Origin of the sequence: Gemmobacter caeruleus, from assembly GCF_008271655.1 — a bacterium.
GTDB classification, from domain to species: Bacteria; Pseudomonadota; Alphaproteobacteria; order Rhodobacterales; family Rhodobacteraceae; genus Gemmobacter; species Gemmobacter caeruleus.
Genome location: NZ_VKKX01000051.1, coordinates 42995 through 59659 on the forward strand (window position 1 = coordinate 42995; position 16665 = coordinate 59659).

At 66.8% G+C, this 16665-nt stretch carries 18 protein-coding genes; 5 read left to right on the forward strand and 13 right to left on the reverse strand.

Features of this window, described 5'->3' with window-relative positions; all coding sequences use genetic code 11:
- The first annotated feature begins 16 nt into the window (after nt 1–16).
- The 3 genes from rpsR to FOA17_RS15785 all read left to right on the forward strand — a co-directional run bounded on the left by rpsR (nt 17) and on the right by FOA17_RS15785 (nt 1988).
- Complete coding sequence (rpsR, locus tag FOA17_RS15775; RefSeq protein WP_023666208.1) at nt 17–244, forward strand: 30S ribosomal protein S18; 228 nt, start codon at nt 17–19, stop codon at nt 242–244.
- Nucleotides 245–255: 11 nt separating this feature from the next.
- A complete protein-coding gene (gene rplI, locus FOA17_RS15780; RefSeq protein ID WP_149142468.1) occupies nt 256–825 on the forward strand; it encodes a 50S ribosomal protein L9 in 570 nt (189 codons plus the stop codon).
- Between the two features lie 134 nt (nt 826–959).
- The gene (locus FOA17_RS15785; protein ID WP_149142469.1) at nt 960–1988 is read left to right on the forward strand and encodes a nucleotidyltransferase family protein; all 1029 of its coding nucleotides are present in this window, start codon (nt 960–962) and stop codon (nt 1986–1988) included.
- On the opposite strand, the gene hisI is transcribed toward FOA17_RS15785, so the two are convergent.
- Nucleotides 1966–2325 (reverse strand): phosphoribosyl-AMP cyclohydrolase, encoded by a 360-nt coding sequence (gene hisI, locus FOA17_RS15790; protein ID WP_149142470.1) that lies wholly within the window; start codon nt 2323–2325, stop codon nt 1966–1968. The genes FOA17_RS15785 and hisI overlap by 23 nt on opposite strands.
- Before the next feature lie 65 nt (nt 2326–2390).
- On the opposite strand from hisI, the gene FOA17_RS15795 reads away from it, so the two are divergent.
- Nucleotides 2391–2828 carry an iron-sulfur cluster assembly scaffold protein gene (locus FOA17_RS15795; RefSeq protein ID WP_149142471.1) on the forward strand — a complete coding sequence of 146 codons (438 nt, stop codon included), beginning with the start codon at nt 2391–2393 and terminating at the stop codon, nt 2826–2828.
- Nucleotides 2829–2964: 136 nt separating this feature from the next.
- Here the strand turns inward: FOA17_RS15795 and FOA17_RS20330 are convergent, their stop codons facing one another.
- From FOA17_RS20330 to sciP, 5 genes are all read right to left on the reverse strand, one after another.
- Entirely contained in the window at nt 2965–3087 is a 123-nt protein-coding gene (locus tag FOA17_RS20330) for a hypothetical protein (protein WP_275260147.1), read from the reverse strand.
- 150 nt (nt 3088–3237) lie between these two features.
- Nucleotides 3238–5322 carry an ATP-dependent DNA helicase RecG gene (recG, locus tag FOA17_RS15800; protein WP_149142472.1) on the reverse strand — a complete coding sequence of 695 codons (2085 nt, stop codon included), beginning with the start codon at nt 5320–5322 and terminating at the stop codon, nt 3238–3240.
- Nucleotides 5322–7568, reverse strand: coding sequence for an NAD-dependent DNA ligase LigA (ligA, locus tag FOA17_RS15805; RefSeq protein ID WP_149142473.1), 2247 nt, complete (start codon nt 7566–7568; stop codon nt 5322–5324). Before ligA ends, recG begins: the two co-directional genes overlap by 1 nt.
- Nucleotides 7569–7622: 54 nt before the next feature.
- Nucleotides 7623–8336, reverse strand: a complete 714-nt coding sequence (gene ctrA / locus FOA17_RS15810; RefSeq protein ID WP_149142474.1) for a response regulator transcription factor CtrA — start codon at nt 8334–8336, stop codon at nt 7623–7625.
- Between the two features lie 94 nt (nt 8337–8430).
- Nucleotides 8431–8709, reverse strand: a complete 279-nt coding sequence (sciP, locus tag FOA17_RS15815) for a CtrA inhibitor SciP (RefSeq protein ID WP_149142475.1) — start codon at nt 8707–8709, stop codon at nt 8431–8433.
- A gap of 153 nt (nt 8710–8862) precedes the next feature.
- Between sciP and mnmA the strand changes: the two genes are divergently transcribed.
- The gene (gene mnmA / locus FOA17_RS15820) at nt 8863–9999 is read left to right on the forward strand and encodes a tRNA 2-thiouridine(34) synthase MnmA (protein ID WP_149142476.1); all 1137 of its coding nucleotides are present in this window, start codon (nt 8863–8865) and stop codon (nt 9997–9999) included.
- Between the two features lie 31 nt (nt 10000–10030).
- Here mnmA and lpxB read toward each other — a convergent pair whose 3' ends face one another.
- From lpxB to FOA17_RS19955, 7 genes are all read right to left on the reverse strand, one after another.
- Nucleotides 10031–11155, reverse strand: coding sequence for a lipid-A-disaccharide synthase (gene lpxB, locus FOA17_RS15825; RefSeq protein ID WP_149142477.1), 1125 nt, complete (start codon nt 11153–11155; stop codon nt 10031–10033).
- Nucleotides 11152–11955: an LpxI family protein gene (locus FOA17_RS15830; RefSeq protein WP_149142478.1), complete on the reverse strand. Its 804-nt coding sequence runs from the start codon at nt 11953–11955 to the stop codon at nt 11152–11154. The genes lpxB and FOA17_RS15830 overlap by 4 nt, the downstream gene beginning before the upstream one ends.
- Nucleotides 11952–12740: an acyl-ACP--UDP-N-acetylglucosamine O-acyltransferase gene (lpxA, locus tag FOA17_RS15835; protein ID WP_149142479.1), complete on the reverse strand. Its 789-nt coding sequence runs from the start codon at nt 12738–12740 to the stop codon at nt 11952–11954. The genes FOA17_RS15830 and lpxA overlap by 4 nt, the downstream gene beginning before the upstream one ends.
- A 4-nt stretch (nt 12741–12744) precedes the next feature.
- Entirely contained in the window at nt 12745–13206 is a 462-nt protein-coding gene (fabZ, locus tag FOA17_RS15840; RefSeq protein WP_149142480.1) for a 3-hydroxyacyl-ACP dehydratase FabZ, read from the reverse strand.
- Nucleotides 13207–13250: 44 nt separating this feature from the next.
- Nucleotides 13251–13856 (reverse strand): OmpH/Skp family outer membrane protein, encoded by a 606-nt coding sequence (locus tag FOA17_RS15845; protein WP_162528282.1) that lies wholly within the window; start codon nt 13854–13856, stop codon nt 13251–13253.
- 28 nt (nt 13857–13884) lie between these two features.
- Nucleotides 13885–16272, reverse strand: a complete 2388-nt coding sequence (gene bamA / locus FOA17_RS15850; RefSeq protein WP_149142482.1) for an outer membrane protein assembly factor BamA — start codon at nt 16270–16272, stop codon at nt 13885–13887.
- A 208-nt stretch (nt 16273–16480) separates the two neighbouring features.
- Nucleotides 16481–16621, reverse strand: coding sequence for a hypothetical protein (locus FOA17_RS19955; protein WP_203232343.1), 141 nt, complete (start codon nt 16619–16621; stop codon nt 16481–16483).
- Nucleotides 16622–16665 lie beyond the last annotated feature (44 nt).

Sequence of the window (16665 nt, forward strand, 5' to 3'; positions counted from 1 at the left end):
GGAAAGGACCATCATCATGGCGAACAAACCCTTCTTCCGCCGCCGCAAGGTTTGCCCCTTCTCGGGCGACAATGCCCCGGCGATCGACTACAAGGACGTGCGTCTGCTGCAACGCTACATCAGCGAGCGCGGCAAGATCGTGCCGTCGCGCATCACCGCCGTCTCGGCCAAGAAGCAGCGTGAACTGGCTCAGGCCATCAAGCGCGCCCGCTTCCTCGCCCTGCTGCCCTATGCCGTGAAATAAGGAGAGCTGACATGCAAGTGATCCTTCTTGAGCGCGTGGCCAAGCTGGGCCAGATGGGCGATGTGGTGAAGGTGAAGGACGGCTACGGCCGCAACTTCCTGCTGCCGCAAGGCAAGGCGCTGCGCGCCACCGAAGCCAATATCAAAGGCTTCGAGGCCCGCAAGGCCCAGCTGGAAGTCCAGAACCTGGAGACGAAGAAAGAAGCCGAAGCCGTGGGCGCCAAGCTCGACGGTCAGGCCTTCATCGTCATCCGCTCGGCTTCTGACGCTGGCGCTCTCTACGGTTCGGTCACCACCCGTGACGTGGCGGAAGCCGCGACCGAGGGCGGTTTCACCGTGGCGCGTGGCCAGGTCGTGCTGGACCGTCCGATCAAGGATCTGGGCCTGCATTCGGTGACCGTCGTGCTGCACCCCGAGGTTTCGGTGCGCGTCACGATCAACGTCGCCCGTTCGGTCGAAGAAGCCGAACTGCAAGCTTCGGGCAAGTCGATCCAGGAACTCGCGGCCGAAGCCGAAGCCGCGGCCGAGTTCGAGATCGCGGAACTCTTCGACGAAGTCGGCGCCGCCGCTTCGGACGAGTGATCTTCCGATCCGACAAGGACCGCGCGGGGGGCAACCCTCGCGCGGTTTTTCTTTGCGGTCGCCGTGTACTACAAAATAAATTTGTGTAGTACACAAATTCTGGACTACACTTTCCTGAAACGTAGTACAGAGCCATGCCAGAGCGTCACTCCACCCTCGCCCACAGCGCCTATCACGATCTGCTGCGCAGCCTGAAATCGGATCGCGTCACCGAAATCCGCGGGTCGGTGATGCGCGAATCCCGCGCCAATGGCCGCGCCTATTGGTATGAGACGCGCCGCACCGGCACCACCGTGCGCCGCCGCTATATCGGCGAGGACAGCCCCGAACTTGCCGCCGACCTAGCCGAACGCGCCCGTTTGCAGGCTGAGGCAAAAGCCCGCGCCGCGCATCGCACCCGCCTGGTGCGGCTGCTGCGCGGCGAAGATTTCCTGCCGGTCGAGGCGCGTTTCGGCGCGATTCTCAAGGCCATGGCGGATCTTGGTGTGTTCCGCCTGGGTGGCACGATTGTCGGCACCCATGCCTTCCGGCTCTATGAGGGAGAGTTGGGGCTGCGCTACAGCTTTGACGATACGGCGCAGACCGGCGATCTGGATATCGCCCAGTTCGAACGCCTGTCGCTGGCGCTTGGCGATCAGGTCGAGGATCAACTGGCGCAAACCTTTCAGGAGCTGGATTTTGCCCCGGTGCCGAGCCTGCACCGCGATGCGGTCTGGCGCTGGCAGCAGACCCGTTCGGATACGCTGGTCGAATTCCTCACCCCGTCCTTCCGCCCTGACGAAGACATCCGCCCCCTGCCCGCGCTCGGCATTTCGGCGCAGTCGCTGCATTTCCTTAACTATCTGATTGCAAATCCCATTCCCGCCGCGCTGCTCTATCGCTCCGGCATCCTGATCCAGATCCCGCGCCCCGAGGCCTTTGCCATCCACAAGCTGATCGTGGCCGACCGGCGGCGCGGCGGGCCCGATGCGCTGAAGTCCGAAAAAGACCGCCGTCAGGCCGCCTTCCTGATCGAGGCCCTGGCCGAAGACCGCCCCGATGAGCTGGCCGAGGCCTATGCCGACGCCCTGTCGCGCGGCCCGAAATGGCGCGACCATCTTGGCCGCAGCCTGGCGCGGATGCCCGCGACGGCCGACCGGCTCAGCAGATTGGATCGGCTGTGATCACTTCGGCATCGCCCTGGACCAGCGTGTAGAAACAGGACCGCCGGTTGGTGTGGCAGGCTGGGCCTTCCTGCGTGACCTTCAGCAGCAGGCAGTCGCGGTCGCAATCAATCCGCAACTCCACCAGCCGCTGCACATGGCCCGAGGTCTCGCCCTTGGCCCAGAAGGCCTGACGCGACCGCGACCAATAGGTCACATTGCCGGTCTCCAGCGTGCGCGCGATGCTTTCGGCATTCATCCAGGCCATCATCAGCACCTCGCCCGAGGCATGATCCTGCGCAATGGCCGGAATCAGGCCATTGGCATCGAATTTCAGGCGGGTCGGGTCGAAGGCCATGATCGGCTCCTTTGCAAAGCGCGGCTTGGCAGCTTATCTAGGCCCTTGCGCGCCCGGAGGAAAGCATGAGCGACGATCTGGTGAAACTCTATTCCGGGCAGCTTCTGGCCCTGGCCGCGCAGATCCCGCATCTGGGCCGCCTGCCCGCCCCGCAAGGCAGCGCCAGCCGCCGCTCGCCGCTTTGCGGCTCGACCATCACCGCCGATGTGGTGCTGCGTGATGGCCGCGTGGCCGAATTCGCCCAAGAGGTGCGCGCCTGCGCGCTTGGCCAGGCCTCGGCCGCCGTGCTGGGCGCCGTCGCACCGGGCCGCAGCCGGGCGGAACTGGTCACCGCCCGCGCAGCCCTGGCCGACATGCTGGCCGAAAACGGCCCCCCCCCTGACGCACCGTTTGACGGCTATGCGGTGCTGATCGCGGCGCGCGACTATCGCAACCGCCATGCCTCGATCCTGCTGGCGCTCGATGCGCTGATCGCCGCGATGGAGGCCGCCGGCGCGGCATGAAAAAACCGCCGCGAGCAGGCTCGCGGCGGCAGTGGCGTGTCTGAAAGGCAGGCGGCGTCGGGACAGTGACGCGATGCGGCATCGCTTGGGGTCGATGCGGGCCGAAGTCAGACCGCAGGCAGAAACTCGGGCAAAATCAGACAGATGCGGGCAGAAGATGCAGCCCGATGATCAAAAGCGCAAAGATGGCAGCGGTGCCGACGGCATCTTCCAGCAGCGTGGACGACCGGGCGAAGATGGCTTTCACTTCCTTCAGCATCGCAACCTCCTCTGTGTTTGTTGCCTCATTGTTCTCATATCGTTCACGATATGTAAAGAACTTTTGCAGAACATTTCGGAACACATGAGAACAACGCCCGAACTGCCGCCGGGGTTCCCTCAGAGCAAGGTTCACAAGTGATTGAATTTCCTAGCCGACCGAGATCAGCCGGATCGCCCGGTCCTGATCCAGCAGCCATAGCAGATTGCGCACCGCCTGCCCGCGCGGGCCAGTCAGGTCCGGGTCATCGGCCAGCAGGCGCCGCGCGTCGGACTGCGCGATGTCCATCAAGGCGGCCTGACGTTCCAGATCCGCGATTCGGAATCGCGGCAGGCCCGATTGCGCGGTGCCGATCAGATCGCCCGCCCCGCGCATCGCCAGATCCTCCTCGGCGATACGGAAACCGTCTTCGGTGTCGCGCAGCGTGGTCAGCCGCCGCTCGCCCCCCTCGTTCAGGGGGGCCTGATACATCAGCAGACAGGTCGATTGCGCCGCGCCACGCCCGACCCGGCCACGCAGCTGGTGCAATTGCGCAAGGCCGAAAATCTCGGCCCGCTCGATCACCATGATCGAGGCATTGGGCACGTTCACCCCCACCTCGATCACCGTGGTCGCCACAAGAACCGCCGTCTCGCCCGCCACGAAACGCGCCATGGCGGCATCCTTTTCGGCGGGCGGCATCTGGCCATGCACGAGCCCGACCCGGTCGCCCAGGGCCGCGCGCAGATGCTGGAACCGCGCCTCGGCACTGGCCAGATCAAGCGTTTCGCTCTCCTCCACCAGCGGGCAGACCCAATAGGCCTGCCGTCCCTCGGCCAGCGCCTTGCGCAGATGGGCCACCACCTCGTCGATGCGCTGCGTGGTGACCAGGACCGTTTTCACCGGCTTGCGCCCGGGGGGCTTTTCGTCCAGCACCGAAACATCCATGTCGCCATAGCTGGCCAGCGCCAGACTGCGCGGGATCGGCGTCGCCGTCATCACCAGCACATCCGCCGCCGCCCCCTTGGCGCCCAGCTCCATCCGCTGCGCCACGCCGAAACGGTGCTGCTCATCCACGACGGCTAGGCGCAAGTCATTGAAAAGCACGTCTTTCTGGAACACCGCATGGGTGCCCACCAAAACGTCGATCCGCCCCTCGGCCAGCGCCGCAAGCTTGGCAGCGCGGTCGGCCCCCTTGTCGCGCCCGGTCAGGATCTCCAGCCGGATGCCGGCGGTTTCGGCCAGCGGCCGCAGCCCCTCCAGATGCTGTCGCGCCAATATCTCGGTCGGCGCCATCATCACGCCCTGCCCGCCCGCCTCCACCGCGACCAGCAGCGCCAGAAAGGCAACCAGCGTCTTGCCGGCACCGACATCGCCCTGAAGCAGCCGGTTCATCCGCTGCGGCCCGGCCATGTCGGCGGCGATCTCGGCCACCGCGCGGCGCTGCGCGCCGGTCGCCGCATAGGGCAGTGCAGACAACACCAGACCTTGCAGGACTCCGGTCCCGACACTCGGCCGACCCTTGCCGCGCCGGGTATTGCGCCGGGCAAGCGCCAGCGTGATCTGATGCGCGAACAGCTCGTCATAGGCCAGCCGCTGCCGCGCCGGCGCGGTCGGCGCCAGATCGACCGCGCCCTGCGGCGCATGCGCGGCGCGCAGCGCCTCGGCCCAGTCGGGCCAGCCCTCACGCGCCTTCAGCGGCCCGTCGATCCACTCCGCCAGATCGGGCAGCCGCGCCAGTGCGCCCTGCACCGCCTTGCCCAGCCCGCGCTGCGTGACGCCGGCCACCAGCGGATAGACCGGCTCGTAATCCGGCAGGTCGGCGGCCTCATCGGGCGGCAGGACATGATCGGGATGGACCATCTGCGCCACGCCGTCGAACAGCTCCACCTTGCCGGACACCACCCGCCGCGCGCCCGTCGGCAACAGCTTGGTCAGGTAATCGCCGCGCGCGTGAAAAAATACGAGGTGAAATTCCAGCGCCGCATCGCGCACCGCGATGCGATAGGGCCGTCCGCGCGATTTCGGCGGAAAATGACCGCCCACCACCACCTCTACCGTCGCCACACAGGGCGGCGTCACCTCGCGCAGCGAGGCACGGCGGCTCCGGTCGATGCCGGAATGTGGCAACAAAAACAACAGGTCGCGCGGCCGCTCCACCCCCAGCCCCGCCATGGCCCGCGCGGTCTTGGGCCCCACGCCTTCCAGCGTTTCCAGATCGGCAAACAGCGAGAACAGCGCGGACGGGCGGCTCATCAGGCCTCGCCCGCCAGCGCGATCCAGGCGTCTTCGTCGATGATCCGCACACCAAGCGCCTCGGCCTGTTTCGCCTTGGAGCCCGCCCCCGGCCCCGCAACCACCAGATCGGTCTTGGCACTGACCGAGCCCGCGACCTTGGCACCAAGCGCCTCGGCCCGCGCCTTGGCCTCGGCCCGGGTCATCTTTTCCAGCGTGCCGGTAAAGACCACGGTCAGGCCGGCGACCGGGCTTTGCGTCGCCCGCGCCTCGGGCGGCGTGATCTCGGTCAATTGCGCCACCAGATCCTCAACCGCCTGACGTTCATGCCCGCCGGCGCCCAGCGTGGTGACCAGCGACGAGGCCAAAACCGCACCAACCCCTTCGATCGACAGCATTTCTTCCCATGCCGCGCGCGCCTCCGGCGCGGCCTCCGCCATGATCTGCATGCGGGTTTTCGCCACCTCCGCGCGCCGCCCGGCCTGCGCCGCCGCAGCGCGTTCGGCGGCCTCGGCCGCGTCGGCCCTCAGATGCAAGAGCGCGGCTGGATGCGCCGCATCGATGGCCGCCGCCAGCGCTGTCCAACTGCCATAATGCCGCGCCAGATCCTTGGCCGCGACCTCGCCCAGATGGCGGATGCCGAGGCTGAACAGAAAGCGTTCAAACCCGATCCGGCGCCGGTCATGAATGGCCGCAAACAGCTTTTCGGCGCTGCGTTTGCCAAAGCCGTCGCGGTTGGCGAGTTTTGCGAGGTTCCCCGCATCGCGCGCCTGAAGCGTGAAGATGTCTGCGGGCGCGCGCACGGGCAGCAGGCTGTCGGCGAAGAACATCTCGATCTGTTTCACGCCCAGCCCTTCGATGTCGAAGGCGCCGCGACTGACAAAATGTTTCAACTTTTCAATAGCCTGCGCCGGGCAGATCAAGCCGCCCGTGCAAAGGCGCACCGAATCGCCCGGCTCGCGGATGGCCGGGCTGCCGCATTCGGGGCAGGTTTCGGGAAAAACATAGCGCGCGGCCTCTGGCGGGCGGCGAGCCAGATCGACATCGGCCACCTTTGGGATCACGTCGCCGGCGCGATAGACCTGCACCCAGTCACCGACGCGGATATCCTTGCCGTCGCGGATCGGCGCGCCGGCGGAATCGCGGCCTGCGATGTAATCCTCGTTATGCAGCGTCGCGTTGGAGACGACGACGCCGCCCACCGTCACCGGGGCCAGCCGCGCCACCGGGCTGAGCGCGCCGGTGCGCCCCACCTGAATGTCGATCGCCTCCAGCCGCGTCCAGGCCAGTTCGGCCGGAAACTTGTGCGCGATTGCCCAGCGGGGCGTAGCCGCGCGGAAACCAAGCCGGCGTTGCAGGCCAAGGTCGTTCACCTTGTAGACCACGCCGTCGATATCATAGCCCAGCGTGGCACGCTGCGCCTCGATTCGGCGATACTGATCGAGCAATTCGGTCACATTGGCACAAAGCCGGGTCAAGGGGTTGGTCTGGAAACCAAGCGCGCCAAGCCGGGCGATGGCCTCGAATTGCGTCGCGGCCAGCGGTTCGGACAGCGCGCCCCAGGCATAGGCAAAGAAGCGCAGCGGGCGGGCGCGGGTGATCGCCGGGTCCAGCTGCCGCAAGCTGCCGGCCGCGGCATTGCGCGGATTGGCAAAGGTCTTGTCGCCCGCCGCCGACGCGCGACTGTTGATCGCGGCGAAATCGGCATGGCTCATGAAAACCTCGCCCCGCACCTCCAGCAGCGCGGGCGCGCCGGTCAGGGTCTGGGGAATATCCGCGATGGTGCGGGCATTCTCGGTCACATTCTCGCCGGTTTCGCCATCGCCGCGAGTCGCGGCCTGCACCAGAAATCCATCCTCATAGCGCAGCGACAGCGACAGGCCGTCGATCTTGGGCTCTGCCGTGAAGGCCAGATCGCCCTCATGGCCCAGATAGCTGCGGATGCGGGCCACGAAATCGGTCACATCGCTGTCGTCAAAGCCGTTTTCCAGGCTCAGCATCCGCTGTTCGTGGCGGATCTTGCCAAAACCTTCGGCCACCGCCGCACCGACCTGTTCGGTCGGGCTGTCGCCCCGCTTCAGCCCCGGAAACCGCGCCTCGATCGCGGCATTGCGCTGTTTCAGCGCATCATAGGCGGCGTCGCTGATCTCGGGCGCATCATCGCGGTGATAGGCGATATTGGCGCGCGCGATCGCAGCCGCAAGGCGCGCCAGCTCGGCCTGCGCCTCGGTCTCGGTCAGCTCGGTCACCGGCGTCGTCTCGGTCATGCGCCCCTCCCCTTTGCCCCAGATGTAGGAGAGGCGGGGCAAGAGGTAAAGCGATCACGCCCCCATGGCGAGACGGCGGTCCAGATCGGCCGGAGTCGGGTCACGCAACACATAGCCACGGCCCCAGACCGTCTCGATATGGTTCTGGCCGCCCGTCGCCTCGGCCAGCTTCTTGCGCAGCTTGCAGATGAAGACGTCGATGATCTTCAGTTCCGGCTCATCCATTCCGCCGTAAAGGTGATTGAGAAACATCTCCTTGGTCAGCGTGGTGCCCTTGCGCAGGCTCAGCAGTTCCAGCATCTGATATTCCTTGCCGGTCAGATGCACGGTCTTGCCATCCACATCCACCGTCTTGGCATCCAGATTGACGCATACCCGCCCCGTGCGGATCACCGATTGCGAATGCCCCTTGGACCGGCGGATGATCGCATGGATGCGCGCGACCAGTTCCTCGCGGTGGAAGGGCTTGGTCAGGTAATCATCCGCACCAAAACCGAATCCCTTCAGCTTGCTGTCGGTATCGTCGGACCCGGACAGGATCAGGATCGGCGTGTCGATCCGCGCCAGGCGCAACTGCCGCAACACCTCATGCCCGCTCATGTCCGGCAGATTGAGATCGAGCAGGATCAGGTCGTAATCATACAGCTTTGCCAGGTCGATCCCGTCCTCGCCCAGATCGGTGCAATAGACGTTCAGATTGGCATGCGTCAGCATCAGTTCGATACTGCGCGAGGTCGTGGGATCATCCTCCACCAGCAGAATGCGCATTCCAGGTCTCCGCTTCAGCGCCCATGTCGTTAATCATACTGGCGGCCAATGGTTAACCACAGGTTACTGTGGCATAGCGAACGCGGAAAACAATCTAAAGTTGTCGATACTTCTGAATTGCCGTCACTTTCAGGGCTTTTTCGCCATGACGCTCCACCGCGGCGCGCCACAGCGTGAACTCCTCCTCCGACAGCGCATAGCGCTCCATCGCCTCGCTTTCGGTGATCAGGCCATGGATCACCGCCTTGACCACCACCGCCTTGCGCGAGGCGACCCATCGGGTCGTATCCTCGGGCGGCAAATCCGCCCGGCTCAGCACCGAACCGTCCGGCAAGGTCACCTGCCGCGGCCCATCCACACGTTTGAGATACATCACCACCCCTTTCGTCGGCTGTCCGACCCCTGCGTTTCCTCGTGAAGTTTCGGCAATCTGGCTTAAGCAAGGGTGAAGCCGCATCTTGAGAGTGCGCAGCATTTTCCTATATTGCCGGAGAATTGCCGCAGCGCGCGGCCCTGGATCCAGATCATGCTCGACCGGCCATTGAACTCGCTGGGGCTGCCCAAGCCCCCGTCCGAAACCCGCGTTGTCGTCGCCATGTCGGGCGGCGTGGACAGTTCCGTCGTGGCGGCGGTGCTGAAGGACGAGGGCTATGACGTGGTGGGCGTCACGCTCCAGCTCTATGATCACGGCGCGGCACTGGCGAAAAAGGGCGCCTGCTGCGCGGGCCGCGACATTCACGATGCCCGCCGCGTGGCCGAAACCATGGGCTTTCCGCATTATGTGCTGGATTACGAAAACACCTTCCGCGAGGCGGTGATCGAGGAATTCGCCGATGCCTATCTGGCGGGCGCGACCCCGGTGCCCTGCATCCGCTGCAATGAGCGGGTGAAGTTCAAGGACCTGCTGGCCACCGCCCGCGATCTGGACGCCGATTGCATGGCGACGGGCCATTACATCCAGCGCAAGATGGGGGCTGCGGGGGCGGAACTGCATTGCGCGGCCGATCCCAACCGCGACCAGAGCTATTTCCTGTTCTCCACCACGCCGGAACAGCTCGATTACCTGCGCTTTCCGCTGGGCCACCTGGTGTCCAAGGCCGAGACCCGGGCACTGGCCGCCAAATACGGGCTGCCGGTGGCCGACAAGCCCGACAGCCAGGACATCTGCTTTGTCCCGAACGGAAATTACGCCGCGGTGATCGAAAAGCTGCGCCCCGGCGCGGCGGAACCGGGCGAGATCGTCGATCTGGCGGGCCAGGTCGTCGGCACGCATCGCGGCGTGATCCATTACACGATCGGCCAGCGCAAGGGGCTGGGCATCGGCGGTCTGGGCGAACCGATCTATGTCGTGCGGCTCGACCCCGAAAGCCGGCAGGTCATCGTCGGCCCGAAAGAGGCGCTTTCCACCCGCACCGTGCCGCTGCGCGAGGTGAACTGGCTGGGCGACGCTGCGTTTGACAGCCAGGGCGAATGGCAGGTCAAGGTCAAGGTCCGCTCCACCCGGCCGCCACGCCCGGCGGTGATCCGGCCGATCTCGGCCACCGAGGCAGAGGTCGAACTGCTCGATCCCGAAGACGGGATCAGCGCCGGTCAGGCCTGCGTCTTCTACGCCCCCGAAGGCAGCCGCATCCTGGGCGGCGGCTGGATCTGGCGCGGCCGCTGACCCCGGCGCCCGATTTTTCGTCGAAAAATCGCTACAGCGCCGCCAGAACCGAGGCCGCCGCGCGCAGGCCCGGCGGGGTGCCCCCCTGGCCCAGACGCTGCATCGTCAGCGCCATTGCCACCTCTTGCGCCGCGCGCTTCGGCCCCGGTGCCAGCAGATCGAGCAGCGCCGGCGCAATGCGCCCGGCCGTGCAATCCGGCCCCAGAAACTCTGGCACCGCCCGCGTTTCGGACACCAGATTGACCAGCGTCACCGTGTCGATCCGCGCCGCCCGCCGCATCAGCCAGAAACTGACCGGATGCAGCCGATAGGCGATGACCATCGGACAGCCATTCGCCGCCAGTTCCAGCGACACCGTGCCCGAGGCCGCCAGCGCCGCATCGGCCGCCGCGAAGGCGCCGCGCTTGGCGCCCGGATCGGTCACGATCTGCGGCGCGATCGGCCAACCCGCCGTCAGGTCGCGCACCAGATCGGCAACGCCCCGCAGCGTGGGCAAGACCACCCGCGCCGCCGGATGGGCGGCCTTCACCTCGGCCATCACCTGCCCCAGCACCGGCGCCAGCCGGCTGACCTCGCCCCGGCGCGATCCGGGCAGCGCCAGGATCAGCGGCCCCGGCCCGGCAAAGGCGGCGCGTTCCGCCGGGCTGGCCAGCGGTTCGGCCACCACCGGATGCCCGACGAAATCGCAGCTCATCCCGACGGCGGTCATATAGGGCGGCTCAAAAGGCAGGATGGCAAGCACATGGTCGATCACCTCGGCCATGCGCCCCGCCCGCCCGGGCCGCCAGGCCCAGACCGAGGGCGCGACATAGTGGATCGTCCGCAGGTCAGGCCGCGCGGCCTTGACGATCCGCGCCACGCGCAGGCAGAAATCCGGGCTGTCGATGGTGATCAGCGCCTCTGCGCCGCTCTCCAGCATGGCGGCGGCGGTTTCGCGGATGCGGCGCTTGAGGTGGAAATACTTCGGCAGCACCTCGGCGATGCCCATCACCGAAAGCTCCTCCATCGGGAACAGGCTCTCCATGCCCTCGGCCTGCATCAGCGGCCCGCCGACGCCGGTAAAGCGGACCCCCGGCGCCAGCGTCTTCAGCCCGGCCATCAAGGCGGCGCCCAGACGGTCGCCCGAGGGCTCCCCGGCGACAAGAAACAGCTTCACGGCTCACGCGCCCAGAGAAACAGGCCCAGCCGCGCGGCCTCGGCCACCATGGCGGCGCGGTCCAGCAGGATCACCCCGCCGGCCTCAAAGGCGATGCCCGCCAGACCGGCGGCATGGGCGCGGGCCAGCGTCGCCGGCCCCAGCGTCGGCAGGTCGATGCGGCGATCCTGACCGGGCTTGGGCGCCTTGTAGAACACGCCGCGCGCCCCGGCGGGGTCGGGGCGGCGGGCGGTCTGCGCCACCCAGTCCAGCATCGCATCGGTGCCCGGTAGCGTCTCGACCGCCAGACACAGGCCCTGCGCCACCACCGCACCCTGCCCCACATCCACCGCGCCAAGCGCCGCGACAATGGCCGCCGCGCGCGCTGCGTCGCGCTCATCCGCCGCCGAGGGCGCACCACACAGCACGCCCGGCCCCGGCACCAGATCGGGCGCCACGTCCTGCGCGCCGACCACGGCAAACCCCGCCTCCTCGAAAATCGCGATCACCTCGCGCAGCGTCGCATCGTCGCCCGCCTGCATCGCCGCCAGCAGGCGCGGCACCATCTGCGCCGTGCCCGGGTCGAACAGCGACGGGTCAAGCCGGGGCCGCTGCACCGCGCCGGCAAAGACCACGCGCGTCACGCCCGCATCCTCCAGCGCGTGCAGGAACGGCACCAGCCGCTCGACCCGGAACATCTGATCGACCGCCAGCCCCTCGGGCGCAAAGCCATCAAGCGCGCAGACCAGCGGCGCCTCCAGCGCGGCGGCCAGCGCGGCCGGCAGTCGCCCGGCGCCGGCAATGATCGCGGTGCGGCTCATTTCGGGGTCAGAAAGCTGCGATCCGAGGCGGAGAGGATGAAATCCGTCATCTCGCGCACATGGTCGCTGTCGGTTTCCTCGGCCAGACGGCGCGCGCGGTCGAGGAACGAGCCCTCGCCCTGGGCCAGCATCTGATAGGCGGCGCGCAGCGCGGTGATCTCCGACCGTTCCACCCCGCGGCGCTTGAGCCCGACAAGGTTCAGCCCGTCCAGCACACCGCGCGGGCCCTGCACCAACCCATAGGGCACCACGTCATTGGTGACCATGGTCACCGCGCCGATGATCGCGCCGCGCCCCACGCGCACCCATTGATGCACGCCCGACAGGCCGCCCACGATCACGTCATCGCCGATATGGCAATGGCCGGCGATGGCGGCCTGATTGGCCAGCACCACGCGATTGCCGACAATCGCGTCATGGCCGACATGGCTGCCGGTCATCATCAGCACATCGTCGCCAACCGAGGTCAGCCCGCCGCCGCCCTCGGTGCCGGTATTGAGCGTGGCGCCCTCGCGGATCTTGCAGCGCCGGCCGACGGTCAGGCGCGTCCGCTCGCCCCGGAACTTGAGGTCTTGCGGCACCTCGCCCACCACGGCGCCGGGAAAGATCACCGTCTCGTCGCCGATCTCGGTCCAGCCAGTGACCACGCCATGAGGCTTGACCACCACGCCGGCGCCGAGCGTGACCTCGGGGCCGATCACGGCAAAGGGACCGATCTCGCAGCCCGGGCCGATCTGGGCCCCGGGTTCGACCACGGCCATCGGATGAATGCGCGGGGCTGTCATCGCATCAGGCCTTGGGCACGTCAAACATGGCCATGAATTCGGCCTCGCAGGCCAGCTCGTCGCCCACCATGGCGCGGCCCTCGAATTTCCAGACCCGGCCACCGCCGCGCACCGCCTTGACATGCAGTTCCAGCACGTCGCCCGGCACCACCTTGCGGCGGAACTTCACCTTGTCCACGCCCATGAAGAAGACATTGGCGTTCTTGTCCACCAGATCCATCGACAGGCCCACCAGAATGCCCGAGGTCTGCGCCATCGCCTCGATGATCATCACACCGGGAAAGACCGGCATGCCGGGGAAATGCCCGGTGAATTGCGGCTCGTTCATGGTGACATTCTTGATGCCGACGCAGCTTTCATTGACGTAGATGTCGCGCACCTTGTCCACCAGCAGAAAGGGGTAGCGGTGGGGCAGGATGCGCTGGATCAGCGCGATATCGGCGAATTGCGGGGCGGCGTCGGTCATCGGGATCTCCGGGTTTCGGGGCTGCTTCTGTGGCAGCGGGATGGTCAGGGTTGCGGCGCGGGGGATGGCGGGTCGGCGGGCGGCTGACTGCCATCGCCCAGCACCGCGTCAATCCGCGCAATCGCACGGTCGGTGATATCGACGGCCTCCAGCGACAGCACGACGCTTGCCTTGTCCAGCAGGACCGCGGCGCCCAGCTCGGCCATCAGATCGGCCAGGACAGGCGTCGCGGTGCGGGCAAAGGTCTGTCGGTCCTCGTCGGTCTGGCGCGCCAGATCGCGGGCCTTGGCATCCTGTGCGGCGCGGATGCCATGCACCTTTTCGTCAAAGGCGGCGGCGGCGGTCCTGAAATCGGTGGCGGGCATGGTGGCGCGGCGGGCGGTCAGGTCGCGCTCCTCGGCCTCCAGCGCGGCATCAAGCCGCTGGTTCTCGGCCAGCAGCCGGTCCCGCTCGGCCTCGGCGCGGGCGGCCATGGCCTTGCCAAAGGCGGTGCGGGAAAACAGCTCCTCGCGCGCGATGACGGCGATCTGCGAAAAGACACGCGGCGCGACCGCCGGCCCCGCCGGCTCGGCGCCGGTCTGCGCCGGGGCTGCCCATGCCACAAGCAGCAGCGCAAGGGCCAGTCCGGCCCCCGCCCCGCGCCGCGCCATCGGGCGTGCTATGCCCGGCCCGCCCATCTCAGAACTTGGTCGAGATCGTCAGGTCGAAGCTCTGCTCCTTGTCGTAGTCCTGTTTCGACAAGGCCTTGGAGAAGTTGAACCGCAGCGGCCCGATCGGCGTGTTCCAGAATACCGAAACCCCGACGGCCGACCGCAGGTGGAACCCGTCATCTACCGTCGCGCCATTATGGCCGGCCACGTCATCCAGGCTCCAGACCGAACCGAAATCGGCAAAGACGCCGCCATTGATGCCGTATTCCTCGGGCAGGCCCAGCGGGAAATCGGCCTCGAACCGCGCCACAGCAAACAGATTGCCGCCCAGCGGATCGTCAGAGGCCAGATCGCGCGGCCCCAGACCGGCAGGTTCAAAACCGCGAATCTTCGGCGTGCCGAAGAAACGGTCGGTCACGCGGCTGTTCTCGTTATTGAGCATATGCACCGCGCCGCCTTCGAAAATGGCGCGCAGGGTCACTTCCTCGTTCCAGACCTTCGTTTCGGCCACCGCCAGCGCGGTCGCGGTCACGCTGTCCAGATCGCCGCCCAGACCGGCATAATCCAGACCAAAGCGCAGCAGCACGCCGCCCTTGGGGTTCAGCCCGGTCAGCCGGTTGTCATAGCTGTAGGTCATGCCCAGCCCGGTGCTGAGCAGCCCGCCCCGCGCGGCGTCACGCTGGATGATCGGGGTGGTGGCCAGATCGGTCTCGTCCTCGGGCGTGGCCGGGTCGTCCACGGTGCCGGCATAGACGTCGGTCAGCTTGGATTCCTTGGCAAAGGCCCGCACCTCCAGCCGGCTGCTTTCGCTGACCGGGAATTCCAGTGCCGGGATGATGCCGATCAGACGGGTGTCATAGCTGGCATCCTGGTTGTCCGACACCCGGTAGAAGGCGCTGAACTTGAACTTGAGATCACGCCCCAGCAGCGACGGCTCGATGAAGGTGATGGAACTGTCGGTGCTGTCCGACCCGGTGGAGATGCTGACCCCGACGGTCTGCCCGCGACCGAGGAAGTTGCCCTCGGTCAGGCCCACGTTGAAGCCCACGCCCGACGCGGCGCCATAGCTGGCCCCGAAGGACAGCGACCCGGTCGGCTGTTCCTCCACATCCACATTGACCACGACCTGATCGGGCGCATTGCCCGGTTCGGCATTGACCTTGGCATCCGAGAAATAGCCAAGCGCGCGGATGCGTTCGGCCGATTGCCGGATCTCGCGCGGGTTGAAGGGGTCGCCTTCGACCGTGCGGAACTGGCGGCGCACCACCTGGTCCAGCGTGGTGGTGTTGCCCTCGATGTCGATGCGTTCGACAAAGACCTTGGGCCCGCGCCGCAGCGTAAAGGCGATGTCGAGCGTGCGCTCGCGTTCGTTGCGCGTCACCACCGGCTCGATCGAGACGAAGTTCAGCCCCTTCTTGAGCGCGAGATTCTCCAGCCGGGTGATGTTGTTTTCCACCTGCGCCGGCGAATAGACCGTGCCCGGACGCAGCCGCAGCGCCGCCTCGAAATCGGCGGCGTCCAGCCCCTCGATCTCGCTCACCGCCGAGATGTTGCCCAGCCGGAACTGCTGGCCTTCCTTCACGGTGAAGGTGACAAAGACGCCATCGCGTTCGCGCGCCACCTCGGCGGCGGCATCCATCACCTGCGCATCGACATAGCCGCGCGACAGGTAGAAATCGCGCAGCAGCTGCTTGTCCACCTCAAGCTGTTCGGGGCGCAGCGTGTCTTTCTTGATCAGGTTGCGCAACAGGCCCGCCTGCTTGGTCTCCAGCACCTGACGCAGCCGGCGGTCGGTAAAGGCGCGGTTGCCGACAAAGGACAGACGCTCCACCTCGACGGTCTTGCCCTCGGTGATTTCAAAGACCAGATCGACCGCGCTTTCGCTGCGGCGGATCAGCTTGGGCGTCACCGTGGCGGCCAGACGGCCCTGTTCGCGATAGCCTTCGGCGATCGAGGCGGCATCGGCCTCGGCCAGGGCGGGCGAATAGACGCGCCGCGCCTTGGACTGGATCACCCCGGCCAGCAATTCGTCCTTGAGGCGCTTGTTGCCCTCAAAGTTGATGGCGTTGACGATCGGGTATTCCTTGACGCGGATCACCAGGCGCGTGCCCTGCGGCTCGATCGCGACCTCTTCGAACAGGCCCGATTTCTGAAGGCCCTGATAGGCGTCGTTCAGCGCCCCGGCGCTGAGCGTCTGGCCCCGGCTGATTCCGGTCAGCTTGAGGATGGTCGCGGCATCGACATTGCGATTGCCCTGCACCTCGACCTGCGAAAAGCTGTAGCCCTGCGCGAAGGCCGGCGTCACGATGGCGGTGGAAAGCCCGGCACAGCCAAGGAAAACCCCCATGGCCACCCCGCGCAGCAAACGCGCCCTTGCGTTGCCGCGCTGCGAAAGCGCCCGCTCTGCCTGAATCATGGCCTGCCCCATCCCGTCAAATCATTGCGTCCTGACTACCGGGAAAGGTGCGCCTTGTCAAAAGGCAGACCAGCCTTTGCGCCCCGCCGCCGCGCCGGCACAAACCCTGTGTTGCCGTGCTGCCGCCCTGCGGCATGACAAAAGGGGCACACCCTGCGGCACGCCCCTGTCGAAAAGCGGTGAATGTGCGGTGCGGCGGGCGGCCCGGTCAGGGCTGCGGCATCACCTGCATGCCCAGCACGGCCCCCACGGCCAGCGTGGCCGCCAGCGTGCCCAGCACAAAGAACGCATCCCAGTTCAGGCCCACCAGATAGCTCAGCCCGCGATAGCCTTTGACAACCGTTTGCATGGTCACACCCCTTGCTTGTTGCCCTGGGTATGACGGGCGAATGT

Coding starts and splice junctions, on each gene's coding strand:
- FOA17_RS15795 (WP_149142471.1), top strand. CDS start 2,391: ATGAGCGACGATCTGGTGAAACTCTATTCCGGGCAGCTTCTGGCCCTG.
- FOA17_RS19955 (WP_203232343.1), bottom strand. CDS start 16,621: ATGCAAACGGTTGTCAAAGGCTATCGCGGGCTGAGCTATCTGGTGGGC.
- hisI (WP_149142470.1), bottom strand. CDS start 2,325: ATGGCCTTCGACCCGACCCGCCTGAAATTCGATGCCAATGGCCTGATT.
- mnmA (WP_149142476.1), top strand. CDS start 8,863: ATGCTCGACCGGCCATTGAACTCGCTGGGGCTGCCCAAGCCCCCGTCC.
- rpsR (WP_023666208.1), top strand. CDS start 17: ATGGCGAACAAACCCTTCTTCCGCCGCCGCAAGGTTTGCCCCTTCTCG.
- ctrA (WP_149142474.1), bottom strand. CDS start 8,336: ATGCGCATTCTGCTGGTGGAGGATGATCCCACGACCTCGCGCAGTATC.
- fabZ (WP_149142480.1), bottom strand. CDS start 13,206: ATGACCGACGCCGCCCCGCAATTCGCCGATATCGCGCTGATCCAGCGC.
- bamA (WP_149142482.1), bottom strand. CDS start 16,272: ATGATTCAGGCAGAGCGGGCGCTTTCGCAGCGCGGCAACGCAAGGGCG.
- ligA (WP_149142473.1), bottom strand. CDS start 7,568: ATGACCGAGACGACGCCGGTGACCGAGCTGACCGAGACCGAGGCGCAG.
- recG (WP_149142472.1), bottom strand. CDS start 5,322: ATGAGCCGCCCGTCCGCGCTGTTCTCGCTGTTTGCCGATCTGGAAACG.
- sciP (WP_149142475.1), bottom strand. CDS start 8,709: ATGTATCTCAAACGTGTGGATGGGCCGCGGCAGGTGACCTTGCCGGAC.
- FOA17_RS15845 (WP_162528282.1), bottom strand. CDS start 13,856: ATGGCGCGGCGCGGGGCGGGGGCCGGACTGGCCCTTGCGCTGCTGCTT.
- rplI (WP_149142468.1), top strand. CDS start 256: ATGCAAGTGATCCTTCTTGAGCGCGTGGCCAAGCTGGGCCAGATGGGC.
- lpxA (WP_149142479.1), bottom strand. CDS start 12,740: ATGACAGCCCCGCGCATTCATCCGATGGCCGTGGTCGAACCCGGGGCC.
- FOA17_RS15785 (WP_149142469.1), top strand. CDS start 960: ATGCCAGAGCGTCACTCCACCCTCGCCCACAGCGCCTATCACGATCTG.
- FOA17_RS20330 (WP_275260147.1), bottom strand. CDS start 3,087: ATGCTGAAGGAAGTGAAAGCCATCTTCGCCCGGTCGTCCACGCTGCTG.
- FOA17_RS15830 (WP_149142478.1), bottom strand. CDS start 11,955: ATGAGCCGCACCGCGATCATTGCCGGCGCCGGGCGACTGCCGGCCGCG.